This window comes from Arthrobacter sp. Y3221048 (assembly GCF_059092685.1).
Genome location: NZ_JBNHHX010000003.1, coordinates 153860 through 174617 on the forward strand (window position 1 = coordinate 153860; position 20758 = coordinate 174617).

General features: G+C 67.7%; 19 protein-coding genes. 6 read left to right on the plus strand and 13 right to left on the minus strand.

The window, feature by feature from the left end; all coding sequences use genetic code 11:
* Positions 1 to 33 precede the first annotated feature (33 nt).
* Both AC5RVS_RS09660 and AC5RVS_RS09665 read left to right on the plus strand, forming a co-directional pair.
* Positions 34 to 675: a VOC family protein gene (locus tag AC5RVS_RS09660; protein ID WP_493988092.1), complete on the plus strand. Its 642-nt coding sequence runs from the start codon at positions 34 to 36 to the stop codon at positions 673 to 675.
* A gap of 173 nt (positions 676 to 848) precedes the next feature.
* The gene (locus AC5RVS_RS09665; RefSeq protein WP_494107969.1) at positions 849 to 1817 is read left to right on the plus strand and encodes a type IV toxin-antitoxin system AbiEi family antitoxin domain-containing protein; all 969 of its coding nucleotides are present in this window, start codon (positions 849 to 851) and stop codon (positions 1815 to 1817) included.
* A gap of 133 nt (positions 1818 to 1950) precedes the next feature.
* On the opposite strand, the gene AC5RVS_RS09670 is transcribed toward AC5RVS_RS09665, so the two are convergent.
* From AC5RVS_RS09670 to AC5RVS_RS09700, 7 genes are all read right to left on the minus strand, one after another.
* Positions 1951 to 2730 (minus strand): CPBP family intramembrane glutamic endopeptidase, encoded by a 780-nt coding sequence (locus AC5RVS_RS09670; protein ID WP_493988090.1) that lies wholly within the window; start codon positions 2728 to 2730, stop codon positions 1951 to 1953.
* A 108-nt stretch (positions 2731 to 2838) separates the two neighbouring features.
* A complete protein-coding gene (locus AC5RVS_RS09675) occupies positions 2839 to 3795 on the minus strand; it encodes a PDR/VanB family oxidoreductase (protein ID WP_493988089.1) in 957 nt (318 codons plus the stop codon).
* Between the two features lie 20 nt (positions 3796 to 3815).
* Positions 3816 to 4613: an amino acid ABC transporter ATP-binding protein gene (locus AC5RVS_RS09680; RefSeq protein WP_493988088.1), complete on the minus strand. Its 798-nt coding sequence runs from the start codon at positions 4611 to 4613 to the stop codon at positions 3816 to 3818.
* Positions 4610 to 5548, minus strand: coding sequence for an amino acid ABC transporter permease (locus tag AC5RVS_RS09685; RefSeq protein ID WP_493988087.1), 939 nt, complete (start codon positions 5546 to 5548; stop codon positions 4610 to 4612). The genes AC5RVS_RS09680 and AC5RVS_RS09685 overlap by 4 nt, the downstream gene beginning before the upstream one ends.
* Positions 5549 to 5567: 19 nt before the next feature.
* Positions 5568 to 6518, minus strand: a complete 951-nt coding sequence (locus AC5RVS_RS09690; RefSeq protein ID WP_493988086.1) for an ABC transporter substrate-binding protein — start codon at positions 6516 to 6518, stop codon at positions 5568 to 5570.
* Positions 6519 to 6758: 240 nt separating this feature from the next.
* The gene (locus tag AC5RVS_RS09695) at positions 6759 to 7208 is read right to left on the minus strand and encodes a hypothetical protein (protein WP_494107970.1); all 450 of its coding nucleotides are present in this window, start codon (positions 7206 to 7208) and stop codon (positions 6759 to 6761) included.
* A gap of 8 nt (positions 7209 to 7216) precedes the next feature.
* Positions 7217 to 8278 (minus strand): aromatic ring-hydroxylating dioxygenase subunit alpha, encoded by a 1062-nt coding sequence (locus tag AC5RVS_RS09700; protein ID WP_494107971.1) that lies wholly within the window; start codon positions 8276 to 8278, stop codon positions 7217 to 7219.
* Positions 8279 to 8454: 176 nt separating this feature from the next.
* Here AC5RVS_RS09700 and AC5RVS_RS09705 point away from each other — a divergent pair, with 176 nt between their 5' ends.
* Entirely contained in the window at positions 8455 to 9111 is a 657-nt protein-coding gene (locus AC5RVS_RS09705; RefSeq protein ID WP_494107972.1) for a GntR family transcriptional regulator, read from the plus strand.
* 93 nt (positions 9112 to 9204) lie between these two features.
* Here the strand turns inward: AC5RVS_RS09705 and hutI are convergent, their stop codons facing one another.
* From hutI to AC5RVS_RS09730, 5 genes are read right to left on the minus strand one after another with little or no spacing between them, the layout of a single operon-like run.
* Complete coding sequence (hutI, locus tag AC5RVS_RS09710) at positions 9205 to 10434, minus strand: imidazolonepropionase (RefSeq protein WP_494107973.1); 1230 nt, start codon at positions 10432 to 10434, stop codon at positions 9205 to 9207.
* Positions 10431 to 11843 carry an amidohydrolase family protein gene (locus tag AC5RVS_RS09715; RefSeq protein WP_494107974.1) on the minus strand — a complete coding sequence of 471 codons (1413 nt, stop codon included), beginning with the start codon at positions 11841 to 11843 and terminating at the stop codon, positions 10431 to 10433. The genes hutI and AC5RVS_RS09715 overlap by 4 nt, the downstream gene beginning before the upstream one ends.
* Complete coding sequence (locus AC5RVS_RS09720; RefSeq protein ID WP_493988080.1) at positions 11840 to 13039, minus strand: allantoate amidohydrolase; 1200 nt, start codon at positions 13037 to 13039, stop codon at positions 11840 to 11842. The genes AC5RVS_RS09715 and AC5RVS_RS09720 overlap by 4 nt, the downstream gene beginning before the upstream one ends.
* A gap of 11 nt (positions 13040 to 13050) precedes the next feature.
* Positions 13051 to 14748, minus strand: a complete 1698-nt coding sequence (gene hutU / locus AC5RVS_RS09725) for a urocanate hydratase (protein WP_494107975.1) — start codon at positions 14746 to 14748, stop codon at positions 13051 to 13053.
* A gap of 2 nt (positions 14749 to 14750) precedes the next feature.
* The gene (locus tag AC5RVS_RS09730) at positions 14751 to 15467 is read right to left on the minus strand and encodes an IclR family transcriptional regulator (RefSeq protein ID WP_493988078.1); all 717 of its coding nucleotides are present in this window, start codon (positions 15465 to 15467) and stop codon (positions 14751 to 14753) included.
* A 181-nt stretch (positions 15468 to 15648) separates the two neighbouring features.
* Here AC5RVS_RS09730 and AC5RVS_RS09735 point away from each other — a divergent pair, with 181 nt between their 5' ends.
* The 3 genes from AC5RVS_RS09735 to AC5RVS_RS09745 all read left to right on the plus strand — a co-directional run bounded on the left by AC5RVS_RS09735 (position 15649) and on the right by AC5RVS_RS09745 (position 19446).
* Entirely contained in the window at positions 15649 to 16677 is a 1029-nt protein-coding gene (locus tag AC5RVS_RS09735) for an ABC transporter substrate-binding protein (protein WP_493988077.1), read from the plus strand.
* 43 nt (positions 16678 to 16720) lie between these two features.
* Positions 16721 to 18307 carry a histidine ammonia-lyase gene (gene hutH, locus AC5RVS_RS09740; protein WP_494107976.1) on the plus strand — a complete coding sequence of 529 codons (1587 nt, stop codon included), beginning with the start codon at positions 16721 to 16723 and terminating at the stop codon, positions 18305 to 18307.
* 101 nt (positions 18308 to 18408) lie between these two features.
* Positions 18409 to 19446: a sialate O-acetylesterase gene (locus AC5RVS_RS09745; protein WP_494107977.1), complete on the plus strand. Its 1038-nt coding sequence runs from the start codon at positions 18409 to 18411 to the stop codon at positions 19444 to 19446.
* Between the two features lie 96 nt (positions 19447 to 19542).
* Here the strand turns inward: AC5RVS_RS09745 and AC5RVS_RS09750 are convergent, their stop codons facing one another.
* Complete coding sequence (locus tag AC5RVS_RS09750) at positions 19543 to 20757, minus strand: glycine C-acetyltransferase (RefSeq protein WP_494107978.1); 1215 nt, start codon at positions 20755 to 20757, stop codon at positions 19543 to 19545.
* Position 20758: the final 1 nt, after the last annotated feature.

A 20758-nucleotide genomic window follows, 5' to 3' on the forward strand; every position in this document is an offset into this window, starting at 1 on the left:
GAGAGCGGGTTCACAAAGTGCCAAGATAATGCCATGCGCTTCGACCATGTTTCTTATGCTGCTGAACCCGACGGTCTGGCTGCCACCTCAGAGCGGATCTCCCAAGCCCTGGGCATCGACGCAGTCAAGGGCGGGGTCCACCCCCGCTTCGGCACCCGCAATATGATCTTCCCCCTCACCGACCACCACTACCTGGAAGTGGTGGAGGTTCTCGACCACCCCGCTTCCGACAAGGCCCCCTTCGGCCAGGCCGTGCGTGCGCGGTCCGAAGCCGGCGGCGGCTGGATGGGCTGGTGCGTGGCCGTCGACGACTTGACCCCCTTCGAAGAACGGCTGGGCCGCCACGCGGTTCCCGGCAACCGCAAGTTCCCGGACGGGCAGGAACTGAGCTGGCGGCAGATCGGGATCAAGGGCCTGATCGCCGACCCGCAGGTGCCCTACATGTTGCGCTGGGATGACGGCACGGAGCCGCTGCATCCGTCCAACGCCCGCCCCGCAACAGTCAAGCTGATCGGCTTGACCATTGCAGGCTCCTCCGAGCGGGTGGCGGACTGGCTGGGCACCCCGGTCGACGGCCTGCTGGACGACGTCAAGGTGGCTTGGGCGGCACCGAACGGCACGCCCGGCATCCTGTCCGTTCGCTTCGAGACCGCCAACGGGATCGTCGAACTCTGAGTTCTCGCGGCATCGCTCCGTTTCGGGCTTCCGCTCCACTTTATAGAAGGAGCAGACGCCCGAAACGGAGCTTTTGAGTGGTCAAGCCCTCCAGATCGTCCTGCAGGCCAAGGTTTTCCACCTTGCTCGTCCCCGCGTGCCTGACCGAGACCAGGTCGCCGAGGCTGTTCCGCATGGACGTGAAACTGATCTATGTGAGGGACCTGGAGACGGCAGGTTCAGGACGCCGGGACGTCGCGCGACAAGCTGCGGAAGGGCGATTGGTCCGAGTGCGGCGCGGCGTGTATGCGGCCGCCGGGGAATACGCCCGGTTGCCATGGTGGGAGCAGCAGCGCCTGCACATAGAGGCCGCTGTCGGCAGCGGACGCACCGCAAGAGTCCTTATCCAACGCTCTGCGGCGGCGATGTGGGGGCTTCCGGTAATGGGCCGCTCTCTTGACGTGGACTTGCTGGCTTACAACGGCACGCATGGTCGATCTCGTGGCGGAATCCGGTGGCATCGCAGGGAACTCTTGGAACCCCTTGTTAACCGCGACGGCTACCTGATGACTTCCCGGGCACAAACCGTTGTCGATTTGGCGGCGCACTGTTCCTTCGCTGAGGCGGTTCCGGCAATGGACCATGCGCTTCGCGTGGACCGCCACCTCGGCCTTCCCGCCCTGAAGGCCAGTCATATTCTTGATCTGGCCGATTCTCTGCAACCAGGAATGTCAAACCGGGTGAAACGGGTTCTCGCCTTCGCCAATCCTGCCTCGCAGTCGCCAGGCGAATCCTACTCCCGGGCTCTGATGTACCTGAACCACTTCCCAGAGCCGTTGCTGCAGTACCCTGTCTTCGATTCGCAGGGAGTACGTGTCGGCATCGTCGACTTCTACTGGGAACAATTCCGTCTTGCCGGCGAATTCGATGGTGCAGGGAAATACTCCCGAAACGAGTACCTTCGGAGCCGTAGTCCCGCCGACGCAGTGGAGGCGGAAAAAAGGCGGGAGGACCGCATTCGGGCCACCGGGGCGGGAATGGTTCGCTGGATGTGGGACGCGCTCCAGCCCATCAGTACCAATACTTCACAGGGCATCGTCCGGTCCCTTTCCATGGCGGGCCTTCCCCAGGATAGGTGGAACAACTCGTGGACGGGCATGTAGCGGTCAATTCTCCCCCGCGCCACTCCTGATTGCGGGGCGAGCCGTTGCTCCGGTCTGGGCAGCGGCTCCAGGAAATAACCGGAGCACGCGCACCAGGCGGAGCAATGGATGTCCGGCAACTCCCTTGTGCCCGCTACGTGCCGATGCCGATGGCCGGCCCCACCAGCGCGTAGCCGACGAAGCCGGCGATATCCAGCAGCGCGTGCGCCACCACCAGCGGCATCACCCGCTTCACCTTGGTGTAGGCGTAGCCGAACATGAGGCCCATAAGGAAGTTCCCGATGCCCGGCCCGATGCCCTGGTAGAGGTGGTAGGTGCCGCGCAGCGCGGCGCTGACGAAGATCGCGGACCAGATCCCCCAGCCGAACTTCGCGAAGCGGTTGAAGAGGTAGCCCACCATGACTACCTCTTCGAGGATCGCATGCCGCAGTGCGGACAGGATCAACACCGGAACGGTCCACCAGTATTCGTCCAGGGCGGCCGGGACAATGGCGGTGGTGATTCCCAGGGCACGGCCGGCAGCATAGACGCCCAGCGTTCCGACGCCGATCACCAGCGCCAGCAGGAAGCCCAGGCCGAAGTCCAGCCGCGGCCGGGAAAACGTGAACCCGATCGTGCGGAAGGCCGACCGGCCGGGAGCGGTCATCAAAAACAGCACCAGGACCACCGGCACCAGCGCGAAGACGATGCCGAGCATTTGGTACACAAAATCGAAGAGTTCCCGCTCGTTCAGCACCGGGTTCAGCGTGGTCGTCTGCGAGGCCAGCGGCGCCCGGGTCATCTTTTCCAGCAGGTTCACCACGGCGTAGACCGCCGACTGGCCCAGCGACAGTCCGAGCACGATGAGCACTTCGGCCCGGTAGTACCTGAGCGTGCGCGGTGTGCTCGCGGTGGCGACCTTCTGGTTGTCCATAGCCTCCATCTTGCCAAGATAACCGCGGGCGGAGATACAAGGCGTGGAGTGCATCCATGCTTTCCGCGGCTCGTTCCGTAAGTCGCTTCGACGCCGGGAACTTGCCCGCTACAAGTCCAGCAGCAGGCGCTGGCCCTTGCAGCGGGAGACGCAGATCATCATGGTGTCTCCGGCCTCGCGTTCATCGTCGGAGAGCAGCGAGTCACGGTGGTCGATCTCGCCACCCAATACGGGGGTTTCGCAGGTTCCGCAGATTCCCTCCCGGCAGGAGCTCGGCGGGTTGATTCCGACCGCTTCGAGCGCCTGCAGGATGGACTCGTTCGAGCCCACCGGAACCTCGGTTCCGTCGGCCAGTTCGACCATGAAGGCCGAATTCCCCCCTTCCGGCGGCGCCGGGGTCTCCCCGGTGGCCGTGAAGCGCTCACAATGAAAGCGCCCAGGGGCGTCCCAGCCGTCGGCGATCGACTGGATGACATTGAGCAACGGCCCGGGGCCGCAGGCGTAAACGTGTGTTCCCGCCTGCAAATCCCCCAGCAGTTCGGCCAGCGGGTAGAAGCCGCTTTCGTCGTCGGCGTGGATATGCACGTCGCCCGCAAGCGCCTGGATCTCATCGAGGAACGCCATCGATGAGCGGCTTCGCCCCAGATACAGCAGACGCCACGGCACTCCGGCTTCGGCAGCCGCGCGGATCATCGGCAGGATCGGGGTAATACCGATGCCTCCGGCGATAAAGAGATAGCCGGCGGCAGGAGCCAGGATGAAGTTATTGCGCGGTCCCCGGACCTGGATCTTGGTACCCGGCCTGAGCATGTCGTGGACGTAGGCCGAGCCACCGCGCCCCTCGGGCTCCCGCAGTATCCCCAGGCGCCAAGAGGAACGGTCCGTCCGCTCGGAGCACAGCGAGTATTGGCGCAGGATCCCATTGGGCAGCAGGACATCGACATGGGATCCTGCGTCCCACTCCGGCAGCTCCTCACCCAGCGGATGTTCCAGCTGCAGGGAGACCACGCAGTTGGACTCCTGGCGGATCGACCGGACTTCGACGTCGAAAAAATCTTCATTCATGATTGCGCTCACAGTGGGTATCAGGCTGCTGCCGGTTCGGCGAGAACAGAGGCCAGGAAGGCCTTGGTACGTTCGTTCTGAGGGTTGGTGATGACGTCCCGGGCCGGCCCCTCTTCCACAACGTGGCCATCGTCCATGAAGACCACGCGGTCAGCGACGTCGCGGGCGAAATTCATTTCGTGCGTGACAACCACCATGGTCATGCCGGACATGGCCAGGTCCTTCATCACCTTCAGGACCTCGCCGACCAATTCGGGATCCAGTGCGGACGTGGGCTCGTCGAACAGCATCAGTTTCGGTTCCATGCACAAGGCGCGGGCGATCGCCACCCGCTGCTGCTGCCCGCCGGAGAGCTGGCGCGGGTACGCGTCCGCCTTTTCGCTCAGGCCGACTTTTTCCAGCAGCGCCTTGGCCCGCGCCACAGCCGTGGCTTTCCGCTCCTTCCGGACCAGCCGCGGGGCCTCGATGAGGTTCTGCATCACGGTCATGTGCGGAAACAGGTTGAACTGCTGGAACACCATGCCGACGTCGGAGCGGCTGTGGCAGATATCGTTGTGGCTTTGCTCGTAGAGCCTGCCGCCCTTGAGGTCGTAGCCCACGATCTTCCCGTTGACCCACATCCTTCCGCCGTCGATGACTTCCAAGTGGTTGATGCATCGCAGAAACGTGCTCTTTCCGGATCCGGAGGGGCCGATGAGGCAGACCACCTCGCCCTGCTGGACATGCAGGTCAATCCCCTTCAGGACAAGGTTGGAGCCGTAGTTCTTGCAGACCGCGTTCGCCTTGACCATCGGCTCGGCACCGTTTGCTGCTGTCATTTCTTGCCGCCTTTCAGGGAGAGTGCATCATGCGTTGCGAAGAACCGCTTGAGCTGCTGCATCGGCGTCGGCGGCAGGTTTCGCTGGTTGCCGCGGGCGAAGCGCCGCTCCAGGTAGTACTGGCCGATCGTGAGGATGGACGTGATCAGCAGGTACCAGAGGCTGGCGACGATGAGCAGCGGGATGGTCTCGAAAGTGCGCGCGTAGATGATCTGCGCCGAGTACAGCAGCTCCGGCACCGAGATCACGCTGACCAGAGCGGTGGTTTTGAGCATTCCGATGGTTTCGTTGCCGGTGGGCGGGATAATCACGCGCATTGCCTGCGGCAGCACGATCCGGCGCATCGTCTGCAGCTTGGTGATGCCCAGCGCCCCGGCGGCCTCGGTCTGGCCGTGGTCAACGGAGAGGATGCCGGCCCGGACAATTTCGGACATGTAGGCACCCTGGTTCAGACCGAGGCCGAGGATCGCGGCCGTCATCGGCGTGATGAATTGATTCGCGTCCAGGTGGACCCCCGGGATACCGAGGGTAATGACGGGGTACAGCGCCGCCAGGTTGAACCAGAACAGCAGCTGGACCAGCACCGGGGTGCCGCGGAAGAAGTGCACGTAGGCGAAGGCAGCGACGCGCACTACCGGATTGACCGACAGCCGCATGACGGCCAAGACCACCCCGAGCACGATGCCGATGGCCATGCTGACCGCCGTGAGCCCCAGCGTGACGAGAATGCCTCGGCCGATGGAGATATCGCGCAGGTACATTCCCACCACGTCCCAACCGAAGTTTGGATTGGTGAAAACGGAGTGCAGCAGCAGTCCGCCGATCAGGAAGATCACGGCTGCGGCCAGCCAGCGGCCGGGGTGCTTGGCCTTGACGATGGTGTAGTCATCGACCGGTTTGGCGACCGGCTCGCTTCGGGCAGTCACGGCAGTCATCAGTTGGTTCCCTCTTTCGCTACTTCGCCTCGAGCGCGTCGGCCGGGATCAGCACCGACGTCGGGAAGTCCCACTTGTCGCCGAGTTCCTCGTAGTAGCCATCGGCAATAATGCCCTTCACCGCCGCAGTTACGGCTTCCTTCATCCCGGTGTCCTTGGCCAGGGCGATACCGAACGGTGCCGGATCGTGATCCTCGCCCTCGGCCAGTTCGAACTGGCCCTTGGCTTCCTTCCCTTGGAAGGCCAGCGGCATGCTGTCGGCGATGACCCCGTCAACGCGGCCGGACGTCAGCGCGAGGTTGGCGTCGGTCTGCCCGGGAAAGTTCTGGATCTTGATCGCTTCCTTGCCGGCGGCCGTGCATTTCTTGGAGAACTCGGGCAGGTACTCCATCGACTGGATGGACCCCTTCTGGCCGGCGATCTTCTTTCCGCACATAGTCATGGGGTCCATGGAGATGCCCAGGGGATTTCCGGGAGCGACGGCGATGCCCGTGCCGGTGTTAAGGTACGGCACGAAATCGACGATCTTCTCGCGTTCGGGCGTGACCGAGAAGGCCGACATGGCCATGTCGTACTTTCCGGAGGCCAAGCCCGCCAGGATCGTGTCGAACGTTGCGGGCACGTGCTCCACCTCCAGTCCCAACGCCGCGCCGACGGCATCGGAGAAGTCAACGTCGAAGCCGATCATCGTTTGGTTGTCGGTGTCGTAGTACTCGAACGGGGCGTAGGTCGGGTCGGAGGCGACCTTCAACTTACCGGCGGCCAGGATTTCCTCCGGCAGCAGGTCCCGCGCTGCTTCGTTGATCTCCACGGAACCCGCCGCAGCGCCGGACGCGGCCGGAGCAGCTGTGTTTCCGGAGTCGGTAGCCGCACCCGAGGCGTTCGTGCAGGCAGCCAGGGACAGCGCGGCCAGCAGCACTGTTCCGGTGAGGAGATTGGCACGGATGGCACGTTGACGTGAATGACGCATGGACTTTCCTTTCATGGTCCGGACGGCGTTGTCCGGTTATGGATATCCGCACTGATCGGGAGACGATCAGTGCCTCGGTGCTTCAGTTTCAGGTGCAGGGTGCAGCTTGCAGCGGCGGGAAAACCAGGTGGGCGCCGCAGCGCGACGGTCACCACCGGATCCGGCCAAATCGCGCAATTGACCGGCGGGTCGCAATTGCGCGGTGGGTATTGCGCGGTGCAGATGCTCAGCGAATAGCGGTCAGGGGACCCACCGCAGCACCTTGGCCTTCCGCGGGGCGAGGGTGATGACTTGGACGGCGGAATCTCCCCCGGCCAGCGAAAGCCGGATTTCCTCGCCGTCCTCGCCTTCAACAATGAAGATGTCGCCGGCGCGCAGCCAGCGCTGCCATGGGCCGCCCTGCGCGGCAACCAGCGCCTCGCCGGCCAGCCCGGCCACGATCAGCTGCTCGCCGGGCACGCGCCGCAACGTGCCGGTGTAGTTGCCGGTGTAGCGCCGGCTTTCGGAGGCAATGTAGCTCTCGTCGGCCTCGAGTGCGACGGCGGGCTCCGGGCCGGATTCATCCAGCGCCACCGTCCAGCGCCACGGGTCGCCGCGCTCGGCTGAATCCGGACACGCCGCAAGGATCCTGGCGCCCGACTCGGCCGAGGTCTCCGCGCCGAGCGCGTTGGCTCTAATCAGCATCCACATGCGGGCACCTAGGCCGTCCTGGGAGCAACCGGCTCCCGGCGGGCGGCAGAATCGAGGGCGGACTTGGCCTGCTGTTCCTTTTTCAGCAGCGCGGCCAGGATGCGCCGCGCCTTCGCGACTCCGCCGTCCTGAGCGATCAGGACATCGAACTCGCCCTGGGGCCGGGTCTGCATCCCGATTTCCTGGGCCTCCAGCGCCGATGCGTCCTCGTCCAGGACCGTCGCCAGACCTACGCGGAGGTCCTCGGTCGCCTGCTGATTGTCGACGGCGAAGTTGCGGCTGAAGGCGTAGTAGTACCAGGAATTGTGCTGATCGATCGGCGTGATGCCGTTCAGCACCTTGATCAGGAAGCCCTCTTCGCGCGGCTTGCCCTCTCCGGTGATGCCGGAGTGCAAAACATGCAGGTTCGGCACGAAGAACTCCGTGCAGTGGAAGCGGTCGAACAGTCCGCGGGCGTCCATGGTTTCGGCGTAAAGCGGCGGAGCTTCCACCGAGGGCATCAGGCGGTCGACGCTGACCACGTTGCCCTCCACTTCCACCGTGATGCCGTGCTCGTAGATGTAGTCATCACCCACGGTGGTCTTGTGCAGGAAGGACTCATGGGTCAGGTCCAGCAGGTTGTCGTGAATCAGGTCGGCCCGGCACTTGAAGTGGTACGAGTGGGTGACGGTCGCCCACTCCGGATCCACCATCCAGTGGGTATCCGGGACATCGGCCGGGTTGGCCAGTTCCGGATCGCCGGTCCAGACCCAGATCCACCCGTCCTGCTCCACCACCGGGTATTTGCGCACCTTTGCGCGCTCGGGGATTGTCGACTGGGCCGGCACTTTGGTGCACATGCCGTCCGGGCCGTAGGTGAAACCGTGGTATCCGCACTCCACCGAATTACCGATGGTCCGGCCTTCGGAGAGCGGAAAGGCGCGGTGCGCGCAGCGGTCCGCAAGGGCAATGGCTTCGTTGTCCTGGGTCCGGAACAGAGCGATCGGCTGCTCGCAAATGACCCGCCGCACCGGCTTGCGCGTGACCTCCGTTGACCACGCCGCCACGTACCAAGTGTTCAGCACATACATTTTAGGTTCTCCTCCATCACGTGTGTATACACTGTATTCAGAGGCTGAGTGTGACGTCAAGCACTTTCGGCGAAAGAGCGGCAGGTTACGCATTTCGCCGCTTTTAGCCTCGTTGTCCATGTGCCGCCCGTGGCTGGACTATAAAGTGCACTCATGAGACACAGAAGGAGGCCATCATGGCTGCGATACCGAATGACGTGAGGCCGCTGTCGGTCCGCGTCCACGAGCAGTTGAGCGCCGACATCGTCAGCGGATCCATCAAACCGGGTTCAGCCCTGGCCCAGGAGTCGGTGGCGGCACAATACGGTGTCTCCCGCACGCCTGTCCGCGACGCACTCACCCAGCTGACGCTGGAAGGACTGACCACCCTGGTCCCGGGCAAGGGTTATATCGTCAACCAGCTCGACGAGCGTGAGATCGAGAACGTCTTCAAGGTGCGCTACGCCCTGGAATCACTCGCGGTCCGGGACGCCATTGGCTCCTACACCCCGCAGCAGCTCGTGCGGCTCAGCAGCCTCGTGGACGAGACGGAAACCGTCGACCCCCAGGACAGCGGCGAACTCTTCCGGCTGGGCCGGGCCTTCCATCTGGCCCTCATCGAACCGTCGGACAACGACTACCTGCGCGGCGTGATCTCCTCCATCTGGAACCACCCCATCCAGCACCGCATTACCTTGACCTACCGGCAGGGACCGGACCACCAGGCCAAGGTCATCCACGATCACCGCAGCATCCTCCAGGCGCTCAAGGACCACGACGCCGAGCGTGCCGTCGACGTCCTAGCCCACTGCCACGACGTCAAAGACCCCAACCGCTACGAACACATCGGCTGAGGGCCGCTCCCGGCCTTCAGGAGCCCGGGGGTCTCCCGGCCTTCGGGAGCCCGGGGGTCTCCCGGCCTTCAGGAGCCGGCGGGCCACGCGCCCCTAGGCGCCCACGGCCGAGCGCACACCCGCCCGCCAGACGGCGGCCGTCAGGGGCATGCCCGGGCGGTAGGCGAGGTGGGTGGCCGACGGGGCGTTGAGCAGGTGCAGGTCGGCGCGATGCCCGACGGCGAGGGAGCCCACGGCACGCTGGCCTTCCGCGTCCACACCGGTGTGCCGCCCGAGCGCCAGCGCCCCGCCGTAGGTGGCGGCCCGGACCGCCTCGTGGACGCTGAGTCCCATCTGCAGGACGGCGGTGGTGACGCAGAAGTTCATGGAGCTCGTGAATGAGGTTCCCGGGTTGCAGTTGGACGCCAGGGCAATTTCCACGCCGGCATCGAGCAGTTGCCGGCCGGGCGCCAGTGGCTGCCGGGTGGACAGGTCGCAGGCCGGCAGGCAGGTGGCCACCGTGCCGCGCTCCCCCGTGCCGCTGGCCCGGTCCCAGCCCGCCCAGGTGCCGGCGAGCGCGGCGACGTCGTCGTCGGACAGGTAGTTCACGTGGTCCACGCTGGCCGCCCCGAATTCCACGGCGAGCCGCACGCCGGGACCTTCGCCCAGCTGGTTGCCGTGCACGCGCAGGCCCAGGCCGGCGTCGCGGCAGGCAGCCAGCACCCGGCGCGACTGGGCCTCGGTGAAGGCGCCGCGTTCGCAGAACACGTCGGCCCACTGCACGTAGGGCCTGACGGCTGCGAGCATGTCCCCGCAGACCAGGTCGGTGTATTCGTCGGCGCCCATGCCGTCCGGCACCAGGTGCGCCCCGAGATACGTGACTTCATCCGCCACGGTGGACGCGATGCGGGCGCTGCGGGCCTCCTGCTCCACGTCCAGGCCATAGCCGGTCTTGGTCTCCAGGTAGGTGGTGCCGCCGGCAGCCGCCTCCGCCACCCGGGCCAGCAGCAGGCGGGTGAGATCGTAGTCGCTGGCTTCGCGGGTTGCGCCGGTGGTGACGGCGATCCCGCCGGCCTGGTAGGACTGGCCCGCCATCCGGGCTTCGAACTCGGCGGTGCGGTCTCCGGCAAAGACCAGGTGAGTGTGCGAATCCACCCAGCCCGGCAGCACGGCCCGGCCGCCGGCGTCGAACTGCTCGTCGGCATCGGGTGCCTGGGCCGAGGGGCCGAGCCACGCGATGCGCTCCTCCTCGATGATCACCGCGGCATCGTGCAGCACAGAGTCCGCGCCGCGGGCCGGGTCCTGCGTGTGCAGTTCGCCGATGTTGGTGACGACAGTGCTCATTCAAACTCCTTCAGGGCGTCGGCCAGCAGCTCGGCCGGCCAACCCAGGCGCCGGTGGCGGCCGTTGACGGCCAGCAAGTCACCGGCAACGACGACGGCGGAAACGTCCGCTGCGCTGGCGCTCAGCGGCAATTGCCCGGGCTCTGAGCCTACCGTGCGGACAGTGCCGGGGTTCACGGCCACCAGGTCGCAGGCCATTCCGACGGCGATGCCGGCCACCGGGGTGCCCATCGCGGCCGCGGCTCCGGCGGACGCCGACTCCAGCAGCTCGGCCGGCGCAAACCGGCCGCGCTGGCCGCTGGCCAGCCGTTCGCCGTGTTCCAGCGCCCGCATCTCCAGCCACGGATCGATGACGGCGTGCTGGTCCGTGCCAACGGCGATCCGGGCGCCGGCGTCTGCCAGCTCCCGGGCCGGCCCGATTCCGTCGGCCAGGTCCGCTTCCGTCGTCGGGCACATCACCACCGTGGCACCGGCCTCCCCGAGCAGCGCGATGTCTTCGGCGGTCAGGTGGGTGGCGTGGACGGCGCTCAGGCGCGGCGACAGCAACCCGTGCCGGGCCAGCAGGCCGGCCGGTGTCACGCCGTAGGCGGCCAGGCAGGCCTCGTTCTCGGCCGGCTGCTCGGAGAGGTGGATGTGCAGCGGCAACCCCGCGGGCAGGTGCTCGGCGATGAACGGCAGCGCCGACTCGGGCACGCCGCGGACCGAGTGCAGGGCGGCGCCGACCGTGATGCGGGCCGGGTTGAACCGCGCCGCAACGACGCGGCGCAGCGAGTCCAGCCGGGCGAGCCAGGCCTGCACGTCGCGGTCGCCGAAGCGCTGCTGCTCCGGGGCCAGCGGGGTCCCGATGCCCCCGGACAGGTAGCAGGTGTCCAGCAGCGTCAACCGGATGCCGGCCGCCTCGGCGGCCCGGCACAGCGCCAGTTCCATCGCGTGCCCGCCATACCCGGCGCTGTTGGGGTCGTCGCCGGCGGGAAGGTGTCCTGCGCCGCTCCCGTGGTCCGGCGATGTGACTCCGTACGGGGTTCCGTCCGGGCGGTGGTGGACGTAGTGGAACTCCGCCACGCTGCTGAAGCCGGCGGCGACCATCTCCGCGAACACGGCCGTGGCCAGGCGCTCGTAGTTCTCCGGCGTCAGCGCCCCGGCCGCGCGGTACATCTGCTCCCGCCAGGTCCAGAAGTCGCCCCCGCCGGTGTGCGTGCGGCCCCGCAGCACCCGGTGGAACGCGTGCGAGTGCGCGTTGGCGGCGGCGGGAAAGACCACGCCGTCGAGCACCAGCGCACCGTCGGCCGGATCGGGCCGGGGCGCCGCAGCCACCCGCGTCACGGTTCCGCCGGCGTCGCATTCAACCAGGATTCCGTCCGACACGCCGTCCGGGCCCAGCCAGGCGCGTTCGCACCAGATACTGCTCACAGCAGGGCCTCGAGCACATCCGCCAAGGCTTCCGCGCCGGCGTCCGCGTCCCAGGGCTCCACGTATTCTTCCGGGGAGTGGGAGATGCCGGACGGGTTTTTCACGAACAACATGCCGGACGGCACCCGCGAGGCCAGTACTCCGGCGTCGTGTCCTGCGCCGGTGGCCAGCACCGGCGCGCCGGGCAGGGCGTTTTCCAGTTGGCGCTGCAGCGCGGAGTCGAAGTGCACGGTTCCGCTGTAGGACTCTTCCGTCAGCGACACGGAGCAGCCCTCGAACGCGGCGATCTTCTGGGCCTTCCCGTGAATCGTTTCGACAAGCTGCGCGGTGACGGCGTCGTCCGGGTGGCGGGCGTCCAGCCACAGATCCACGCGCGAGGCGATCACGTTGGTGCCCCCGGGCACCGGCTGGATTCGCCCGACGGTGGCGCGGGCGTCGGGCTGCCTGGCGGCGGCCTGCTGCACGGCCAGGATGATCTGCGCGGCGGCAACCATCGGGTCGGCGCGGTCGGCCATCAGGGTGGTGCCGGCGTGGTTGCCTTGGCCGGCGACACTGATGCGCCACCGCCCGTGGCCCAGGATGGAACTGCCGACGGCGATGGCCGGACCGTCCTCGCCCAGGCCGCGGCCCTGCTCCACGTGCAGCTCGACGAAGTCACCGATCCGCGCCAACGCCTCGTCGTCGCGCCCGAGGTGCGCGGGATCCAGCCCGTTGGCCCGGGCTATGTCGGCGAAGGTGTTGCCGCTCTCGTCGCGAAGGTTCCGGGCCTTGTCCGGATCGATCGCACCGGCCAGCAGCCGCGAGCCCAGGCACGCCACACCGAACCGCGAGCCTTCTTCTTCGGGGAAGACGGTGACGGCCAGCGGCCTGTTCGGCTGGATGCCTCGCTCCATGAGGACGTCGACGGCGGCGAGCGCGGACGCGACGCCCAGCGGCCCGTCGAAGGCGCCGCCGCCGGGAACCGAATCCAGATGGCTGCCGGTGACCAGGGCGCCGGGCTGCGGCTCGCCCCACCATGCCCAGATGATGCCGTTGCGGTCCGTCTCCACGCCCATGCCGCGGCGTTGGGCCTGGTCGATGAACCACTCCCGCAGGCCCAGTTCCGCGGTGGAGTAGACCGGCCGCGAATATCCGCCGCGCTGTGCGTCGCGGCCGACGTCGGCAATGGATTCCAGCAGCGAGGTGACAGTTTGCATCTGCCGGCCGCCTATTTGCTCATCGGGATGTGGACGCCCCGTTCGGCCGCGACTTCGACGGCGCGGTCGTAGCCGGCGTCCACGTGCCGGATCACTCCCATGCCGGGGTCGTTGGTCAGCAGCCGCTCCAGCTTCTGCGCGGCCAGCTCGGTGCCGTCCGCCACGGACACCTGGCCGGCGTGGATGGAACGGCCGATGCCGACGCCGCCGCCGTGGTGAATGGACACCCAGGTGGCCCCCGAGCTCGCGGCGGTCAGGGCGTTCAGCAGCGGCCAGTCCGCGATGGCGTCCGAGCCGTCCGCCATCGCCTCGGTCTCCCGGTACGGGGAGGCGACGGAGCCGGAGTCCAGGTGGTCGCGGCCGATCACGATCGGCGCCGAGACCTTGCCCTCGGCCACCAGCCGGTTGAAGAGCAGCCCGGCCTGGTGCCGCTCGCCGTAGCCGAGCCAGCAAATCCGCGCCGGCAGCCCCTCGAACTCCACCCGCTCGGCGGCGGCGTCCAGCCACCGGTGCAAGTGCTCGTTCTCCGGAAACAGTTCCTTCAGCGCGGCGTCGGTCACGGCGATGTCCTGCGGGTCGCCGGAGAGCGCCACCCAGCGGAACGGGCCCAGTCCCTCGCAGAACAGCGGCCGGATGTAGGCCGGGACGAAGCCCGGGAACTCGAACGCGCGCTCGTAGCCGCCCTTGCGTGCCTCGTCGCGGATCGAGTTGCCGTAGTCGAACACCTCGGCGCCGGCGTCCTGGAACTCCACCATGGCCTGCACGTGCCGGGCCATCGAGGCCTGCGCCTTCTTGGTGAAGCCGTCCGGATCGGCCTGGGCCTCGCGCTGCCAGTCCGCCACGGAAATGCCTTCCGGCAGGTAAGACAGCGGGTCGTGCGCGGAGGTCTGGTCGGTGACCACGTCCACGGTGATCTCGCCGGCCCGATGCCGGCGCAGGATCTCCGGGAACACCTCCGCGGCATTGCCCACGTAGCCCACCGACCAGCCGCGGCCTTCTTCCTTGGCCTGCATGACCTTCGCGACGGCGGTGTCCAGGTCGGTCTCCACCTCGTCCAGGTAGCGCTTGCCCACCCGGCGGCGCAGCCTGGCCTCGTCCACGTCAACGATCAGGCAGGCGCCGTCGTTGAGCGTGACCGCCAGCGGCTGGGCCCCGCCCATGCCGCCGCAGCCACCGGTCAGCGTCACCGTTCCGGCCAGGGAGGGCGCGGCGGTCCTGCCGGCCTCGTGCAGCTTGGCCCCGACGGCGGCGAAGGTCTCGAACGTGCCCTGCAGAATTCCCTGGGTGCCGATGTAGATCCAGGACCCGGCCGTCATCTGGCCGTACATCATCAGCCCTTCGGCCTCCAGGCGGCGGAATTCCGGCCAGTTGGCCCAGTCGCCCACCAGGTTCGAGTTGGCGATGAGCACGCGCGGCGCCCAGGGATTCGTCCGCAGCACGCCCACGGGCTTGCCGGACTGGACCAGCAGCGTCTCGTCGTCCTCGAGTTCCGCCAGCGTCTTGACGATCGCGTCGTAGGCTTCCCAGGAGCGTGCCGCGCGGCCGGTGCCGCCGTAGACCACCAGGTCCTCGGGACGCTCCGCCACTTCCGGATCCAGGTTGTTCATGAGCATCCGAAGCGGGGCCTCGGTCTGCCAGCTCTTGGCGGTCAGTTCGGTGCCCCTGGGGGCCCGAATGCTGCGGGAAGGATCGTGCTGGGTGAACGTCATTGTTATGCCCTTTCCGGCGTGGAAGTACGTGCCTGATCTTGTTCTTCGGTCCTGTGTGCCGCCGCCAATTCCGGCGCGGTGAAGAGCGTGCCCGCCTGTTCGGCCAGCAGCAGCCCGAATTTCTCGGCCGCTTCGGCGGTGGTGCGGTAGCTGGGCGCGACGATGCTCAGCGCGGCGATGACTTTGTCCCCGGCGATGACCGGAGCCGCGACCGCGGTAACGTCGGCCTCCACGCTGTCCGCCTGGACGGTGAACCCGCCCCGGTCCACCTGCCCGCTGAGCGCCGCCCCGGCCGCGCTGCCCTCGATCGGGAAGGTCCTGCCCACCCAATTCACGTGGCGCACGGTGTGGGTGCCCTCTTCGATGGATATGTACAGCCCGTGGTCGTTGCCGGCGGTCACGCTGAGGTACGCCGATTCCCCCGTCTGGTCGACCAACGTGCGCAGGACGTCCCGGCCCGCATCGACCAGCGACTCGTGGCTGAGGGCCTGCACGCCCAACTGCACCATCCGGAAGCCGGGCCGGTAGAGCGCGTTGTCCCGTTTGGCGGCGAACCCGTTGGCTTCCAGCGTGCGCAGCAGGCGCAGCGCGGTCGATGCCGACAGGCCCACCGCCTTGGCCGCATCGGCGAGCTTGACGCCGTCGTTCTCGCAGACGATGCGCAGCAGCGCCAGGGTGCGGTCCGCCGCCCTGGTCGTGGGATCCGCTGTGGTCGCCATGCCTGACCTCCGTTGACTGTGCAATATTGCAGTCAGTAAAACATCAATTTCATTGGGCGGCAAGAATTTTACCGAAAACCCTTGACCGGGGCATCGCTGGATGGGTAGCTTCGGGTATCAGCCCGGTCGTTTTATTGCTCGAAACAGGTATGCCGCGTACCGGCAGAACAAGGAGATCCTGATGCGCCCACAGTTGTTCGTGGCCCCCACGGCCCGCCGCTCCCTGCTTGCCACCGCCTCGGCAGCGGCGCTGGCCGGCGCGCTCATGCTGACGGGCTGCGGCTCCGGCAGCCCGTCGTCAACCGGCGGCGGAACGGAAACCGCGGGAGCGCCGGCGGACGCCAGCCTGGACCAGGTGAATCTTGGCCTGATCCCGATCACGGACGTGGCCCCGGTCTATCTGGGCATGCAGGAGGGGTACTTCGAGGACGAAGGCATCCAGTTGTCCGTCCAGCTGGCACAAGGCGGCGCGGCCATCGTACCGGCGGTCATGACCGGCGAATACCAGTTCGGCTACTCCAACGTTGTCTCGCTGCTGATCGCGCGGGACAAGGGGCTGCCGATCACGGTGGTCTCCAACGGCTCGAGCTCCACCAATGTCCCCGGCGAAGACGTCACCGAGGTGGCGGCCATGCCGGACAGCGGCATCGAGAGCGCCGCCGACCTGGTGGGCAAGACGGTGGCCGTCAACGCGCTGAACAACTTCGCCGACGTCACCATCCGGAACTCCGTGGAGCAGGCCGGCGGCGACCCGGACGCCGTCGACTTCGTCGAAATGCCGTACCCCAACATGCCCGCGGCGCTGGAGCGCGGCGACGTCGACGCCGCCTGGACCACGGAGCCGTTCCGCACCCAAATCCTGGACGCCGGCGGAAAGATCGTGGCCAGCCCGATGACCGACCTCACCGACAACTTCGATTCCGCCTTCTACTTCGCCTCCGAGCAAACCCTGCAGGAGGACCCCGAGCTCGTGGAGCGCTTCCGCCGGGCGCTGGAGAAGTCTTTCCAGTTCGCCTCCGAGAACGACGACGAGGTGCGCGCGATCATCCAGGATTATGCCAAGGTCACGCCCGAGTTGGCCGAAACGGTAGTGATGTCCCGCTGGTATCCGGAGGTCAACATGGAGGGCCTGCAGAAGCTGGGGTCGGCGGCCACCAAGTACGGCGTGCTGGAGAACGAGCCCGACTATGATGCACTGATCGCGGACTGATCCCCGCCCCCGCCACGCACTCCCACTACTTTCGAAAGGCACCATGTCCCAGCTCCAGACCACCCCCGTCTCCGTCTCCGTCGGACCGCTCTCCCCCGCCGAGGTCGTCGCCGTCGCCCGCCACGGCGCCGCCGTCGAACTCAGCGAGGAGTCGCTGCAGGCCATGGCCGAATCACGCAAGGTGATCGAGGCCTTGGTGGACGACGACGTGCCGCACTACGGGGTGAGCACCGGATTCGGTGCCCTGGCCACCAAGCAGATCCCGGTCCAGCTGCGCACCCAGCTGCAGCGCAGCCTGATCCGCAGCCACGCGGCCTCCTCCGGCACCGAGGTGGACCGGGAGGTGGTGCGCGGGCTGATGCTTAACCGGCTCGCCACGATGGCCACGGGCCGCACCGGCGTCCGCCCGCTGGTGGCGCAGGCCTACGCGGGCATCCTCAACGCCGGCATCACCCCGGTGGTCGGCGAATACGGCTCCCTGGGCTGCTCCGGGGACCTCGCGCCGCTGGCCCACTGCGCGCTCGCCCTCATGGGTGAAGGCCAGGTCCGCACCAGGGACGGTGAACTGGTGGCGGCCGCCGAGGCCCTCGCGGCCGCGGGCCTCGAGCCGGTGGAACTGCGGGAGAAGGAAGGCCTGGCGCTGATCAACGGCACCGACGGCATGCTGGGCATGCTGATCATGGCGTCGGCCGACCTGCACCGGCTGCTGAAAACGGCCGACCTCGCGGCCGCCATGAGCATCGAAGGCCTGCTCGGCACCGACTCGGTGCTGGCCGAGGACCTGCACGCGCTCCGGCCGCACCCCGGCCAAATCGCCGCCGCGGCCAACATGCGCACCATCCTGTCCGGTTCCGTCCTGATCGAAGAGCAAAAGTCCGCAGGAGCCGATGCCCAGCACCGGTTCACCCGGGTTCAGGATGCGTACTCCCTGCGCTGCGCGCCCCAGGTGCACGGCGCGGCGCGCGCCACGCTGGCCCACGTGGAATCGGTGGCCGGCTACGAACTGGCTTCCGCCGTCGACAATCCCGTGGTCACCCCCGACGGCCGGGTGGAGTCCAACGGCAACTTCCACGGCGCCCCGGTGGGCTACGCGCTGGATTTCCTGGCCATCGCCGTGGCGGACCTGGCCTCGATGAGCGAACGCCGCACCGACCGGTTCCTGGACACCGCCCGCAACCATGGCCTGAACGCGTTCCTGGCCGATGATCCGGGGGTGGACTCCGGGCACATGATCGCCCAGTACACCCAGGCGGGCATTGTCAGCGAGCTCAAGCGCCTGGCCAACCCGGCGTCGGTGGATTCCATCCCGTCCTCCGCCATGCAGGAAGACCATGTCTCCATGGGGTGGTCCGCGGGGCTGAAGCTGCGCCGCGCCCTGGACGGGCTGACCCGGGTGCTGGCCATCGAACTGCTCACGAGTGCCCGCGCCCTGGACATGCGTGACGGCGGCGTGGAGACCTCCCGCAGCGCCCCGGCCGTCACGGCGGTGCGCCGGGAAATCCGCAAAACGGTCGCCGGCCCGGACACCGACCGTTATCTCTCCCCGGAGATCGAGGCAGTCCGCCTGTTGGTGGACAGTGGCGTGCTGGTGGACGCCGTCGAAAAGGCAGCAGGCACAGCACTGAACTGATGCGTTCGGCATAGACTGGTGCCGGACAACCGTCGCGTCCGGCAGGCCGGACCGGACGCGGCGCAGCAACTTTGGGGGCCGGCACCAGAAGGACCCGCTGCATGGTCGCCAACACACCCGAGGGACAGCCGAGCCGGCGCAAGCTGCTGCAGCGGACGGTTCCCGTGCTGGCGGCCGGCATCGGTGCCGGCGCCCTGGGCACGGCAGGAGCTGCCGCGGCCCGGCCGGATTCCCCGGCGGATGACGAACAGATTGCGCGGTTGGTGGCGGACCCGGCGTCGGCCACCCACCGGGCGCTGCTCCGGATCCTCGCCCCGGCAGCCGCAGCCGCCGCGCAGACCGCTCCCAACGGTCGCGTCGATCCCCGGCAGGCCGGTTATGACATCGTCCTGCTGCTGGGCCAGTCGAACATGCAGGGCTGCGGCCTCCCCTTCGACCCCGCCATCGATGTGGAGCTGGACGGCATCGACCAGCTGGCGGGGTCCGGCCGGTTCGCCGGCCACGTCATCATGGCCAGCGAACCGCTCTGCCATGTCTCCAGTGTGTGGGTGGACGGACGGCCCGCGGTGGGCCCGGGTCTCGAATTCGCGCGGCAGCTGTGGCTGGCGCAACCGGCCGGGCGCAAGGTGCTGTTGGTGCCCGCGGCCCTGGGCGGGACCTCGATCACCGGCAACGCCGATTACTCCTGGGATCCGGACAACACAGCTGCCCGAACGAACCTGTGCCGCCGCGCGCTGGATGCCGCCCGGCAGGCGCTCTCGTTGAATCCGCGCAACCGTCTGGTGGCGGTCTTGTGGCACCAGGGCGAGTCCGACGCGGTGCTGGGTGCCTCGGAGGCCTGGTACCGCCGCAAGTTGCTGCAGATTATCGATCTGGTCCGCGACGAGCTGGGGCCGGTGCCGTTCCTGATCGGCGGCATGGTGCCCGAATGGCTGCCCGACGACCCGCGGCGACGCGGCATCGAGGCCGCCCACCGCTCCGTGGCGGCGCAGCGGTTGCAGACGGCGTTCGTCGAGGGCCCGTCCGGCGCCAGCCAGGACGCCGGCCAGATCCATTACAGTGCCGCCGGCGCCCGCGAACTCGGCCTGCGCTTCTACCGCGCCTTCGAAGCGGAAACCACCGCCGGCTGGGCCGAGTAGCCGGGTCCGCGGGCCGGGCCGGTCAACAGCGGTCGCGTCGCCGCGCGGGTCCAGTGGCCTGCAGCGTCCGCGCGGGCCACATCGCGCCGCGCGGAGTCAGGCCTGCTGGACCGCATGCCGGGAGGCGACGAACGCCGCGACGCAGGCCTCGACGTCGTCGGCGCTGTGGGCGGCCGAGAGCTGCACGCGGATACGCGCTGCGCCCTTGGGCACCACCGGATAGCTGAAGGCGGTGACGTACACGCCGTGGGCGAGCATGGCCTCGGCCACATGCCCGGCGAGGACCGCGTCGTGGAACATCACCGGGACGATCGGATGCCCGCCTTCCAGCACGTCGAACCCTTCCTCGGCCATCCGCCGGCGGAACAACGCCGTGTTGTCCTGCAGCCTGGACCGAAGGTCGGCCGAACCGCCCACCAGCTCCAGCGCCTTCAAGGTGGCGGCCACGATGGCCGGCGCGACCGAGTTGGAGAACAGATAGGGCCGGGCCTTTTGCCGCAGCACGGTAACGATTTCGCGGCGGCCGGACACGTAACCGCCGGAGGCACCGCCCAGCGCCTTGCCGAAGGTGCCGGTGTAGATGTCCACCCTGTCAGCCACCCCGGCATGCTCCGGGGTGCCGGCACCGTTGGCCCCCATGAAGCCGACGGCGTGCGAGTCGTCGACCATCACCAGCGCGCCGTATTCTTCGGCCAGTTCGCAGATCCGTTCCAGCGGGGCCAGGTAACCGTCCATGGAGAACACGCCGTCGGTAACGATGACGGTCCGCCGGGCGCCGGCGCCGTCGTTCATGGCCGCAGCCTGTTGCAGCCGCTCCTGAAGTTCGGCCATGTCCCGATTGGCGTAGCGGAACCGCCCGGCCTTGGACAGCCGGATGCCGTCGATGATCGAGGCATGATTCAGCGCGTCCGAGATGATGGCGTCCTCGGGCCCGAACAACGATTCGAAGACCCCGCCGTTGGCGTCGAAACAGGACGAGAACAGGATGGTGTCCTCGGTGCCCAGGAAGCGCGATACTTCCCGCTCCAGCTGCAGGTGGAGGTCCTGCGTGCCGCAGATAAAGCGCACGCTGGCCATGCCGAATCCGCGTTCGTCCATGGCAGCCTTCGCGGCGGCGATGATGTCCGGATGGTCGGCCAACCCCAAGTAGTTGTTCGCGCAGAAGTTCAGCACCTCGCGGGTTGATCCATCCGGGCCGGCGGAGATGTGGCTGGACTGCGGGGTGGTGATGCGCCGTTCGGCCTTGAACAGTCCGGCGGCGCGGATCTCCTCCAGCTCCGAGGCCAGCTGGTCCTTGAGCGTTCCGTACATG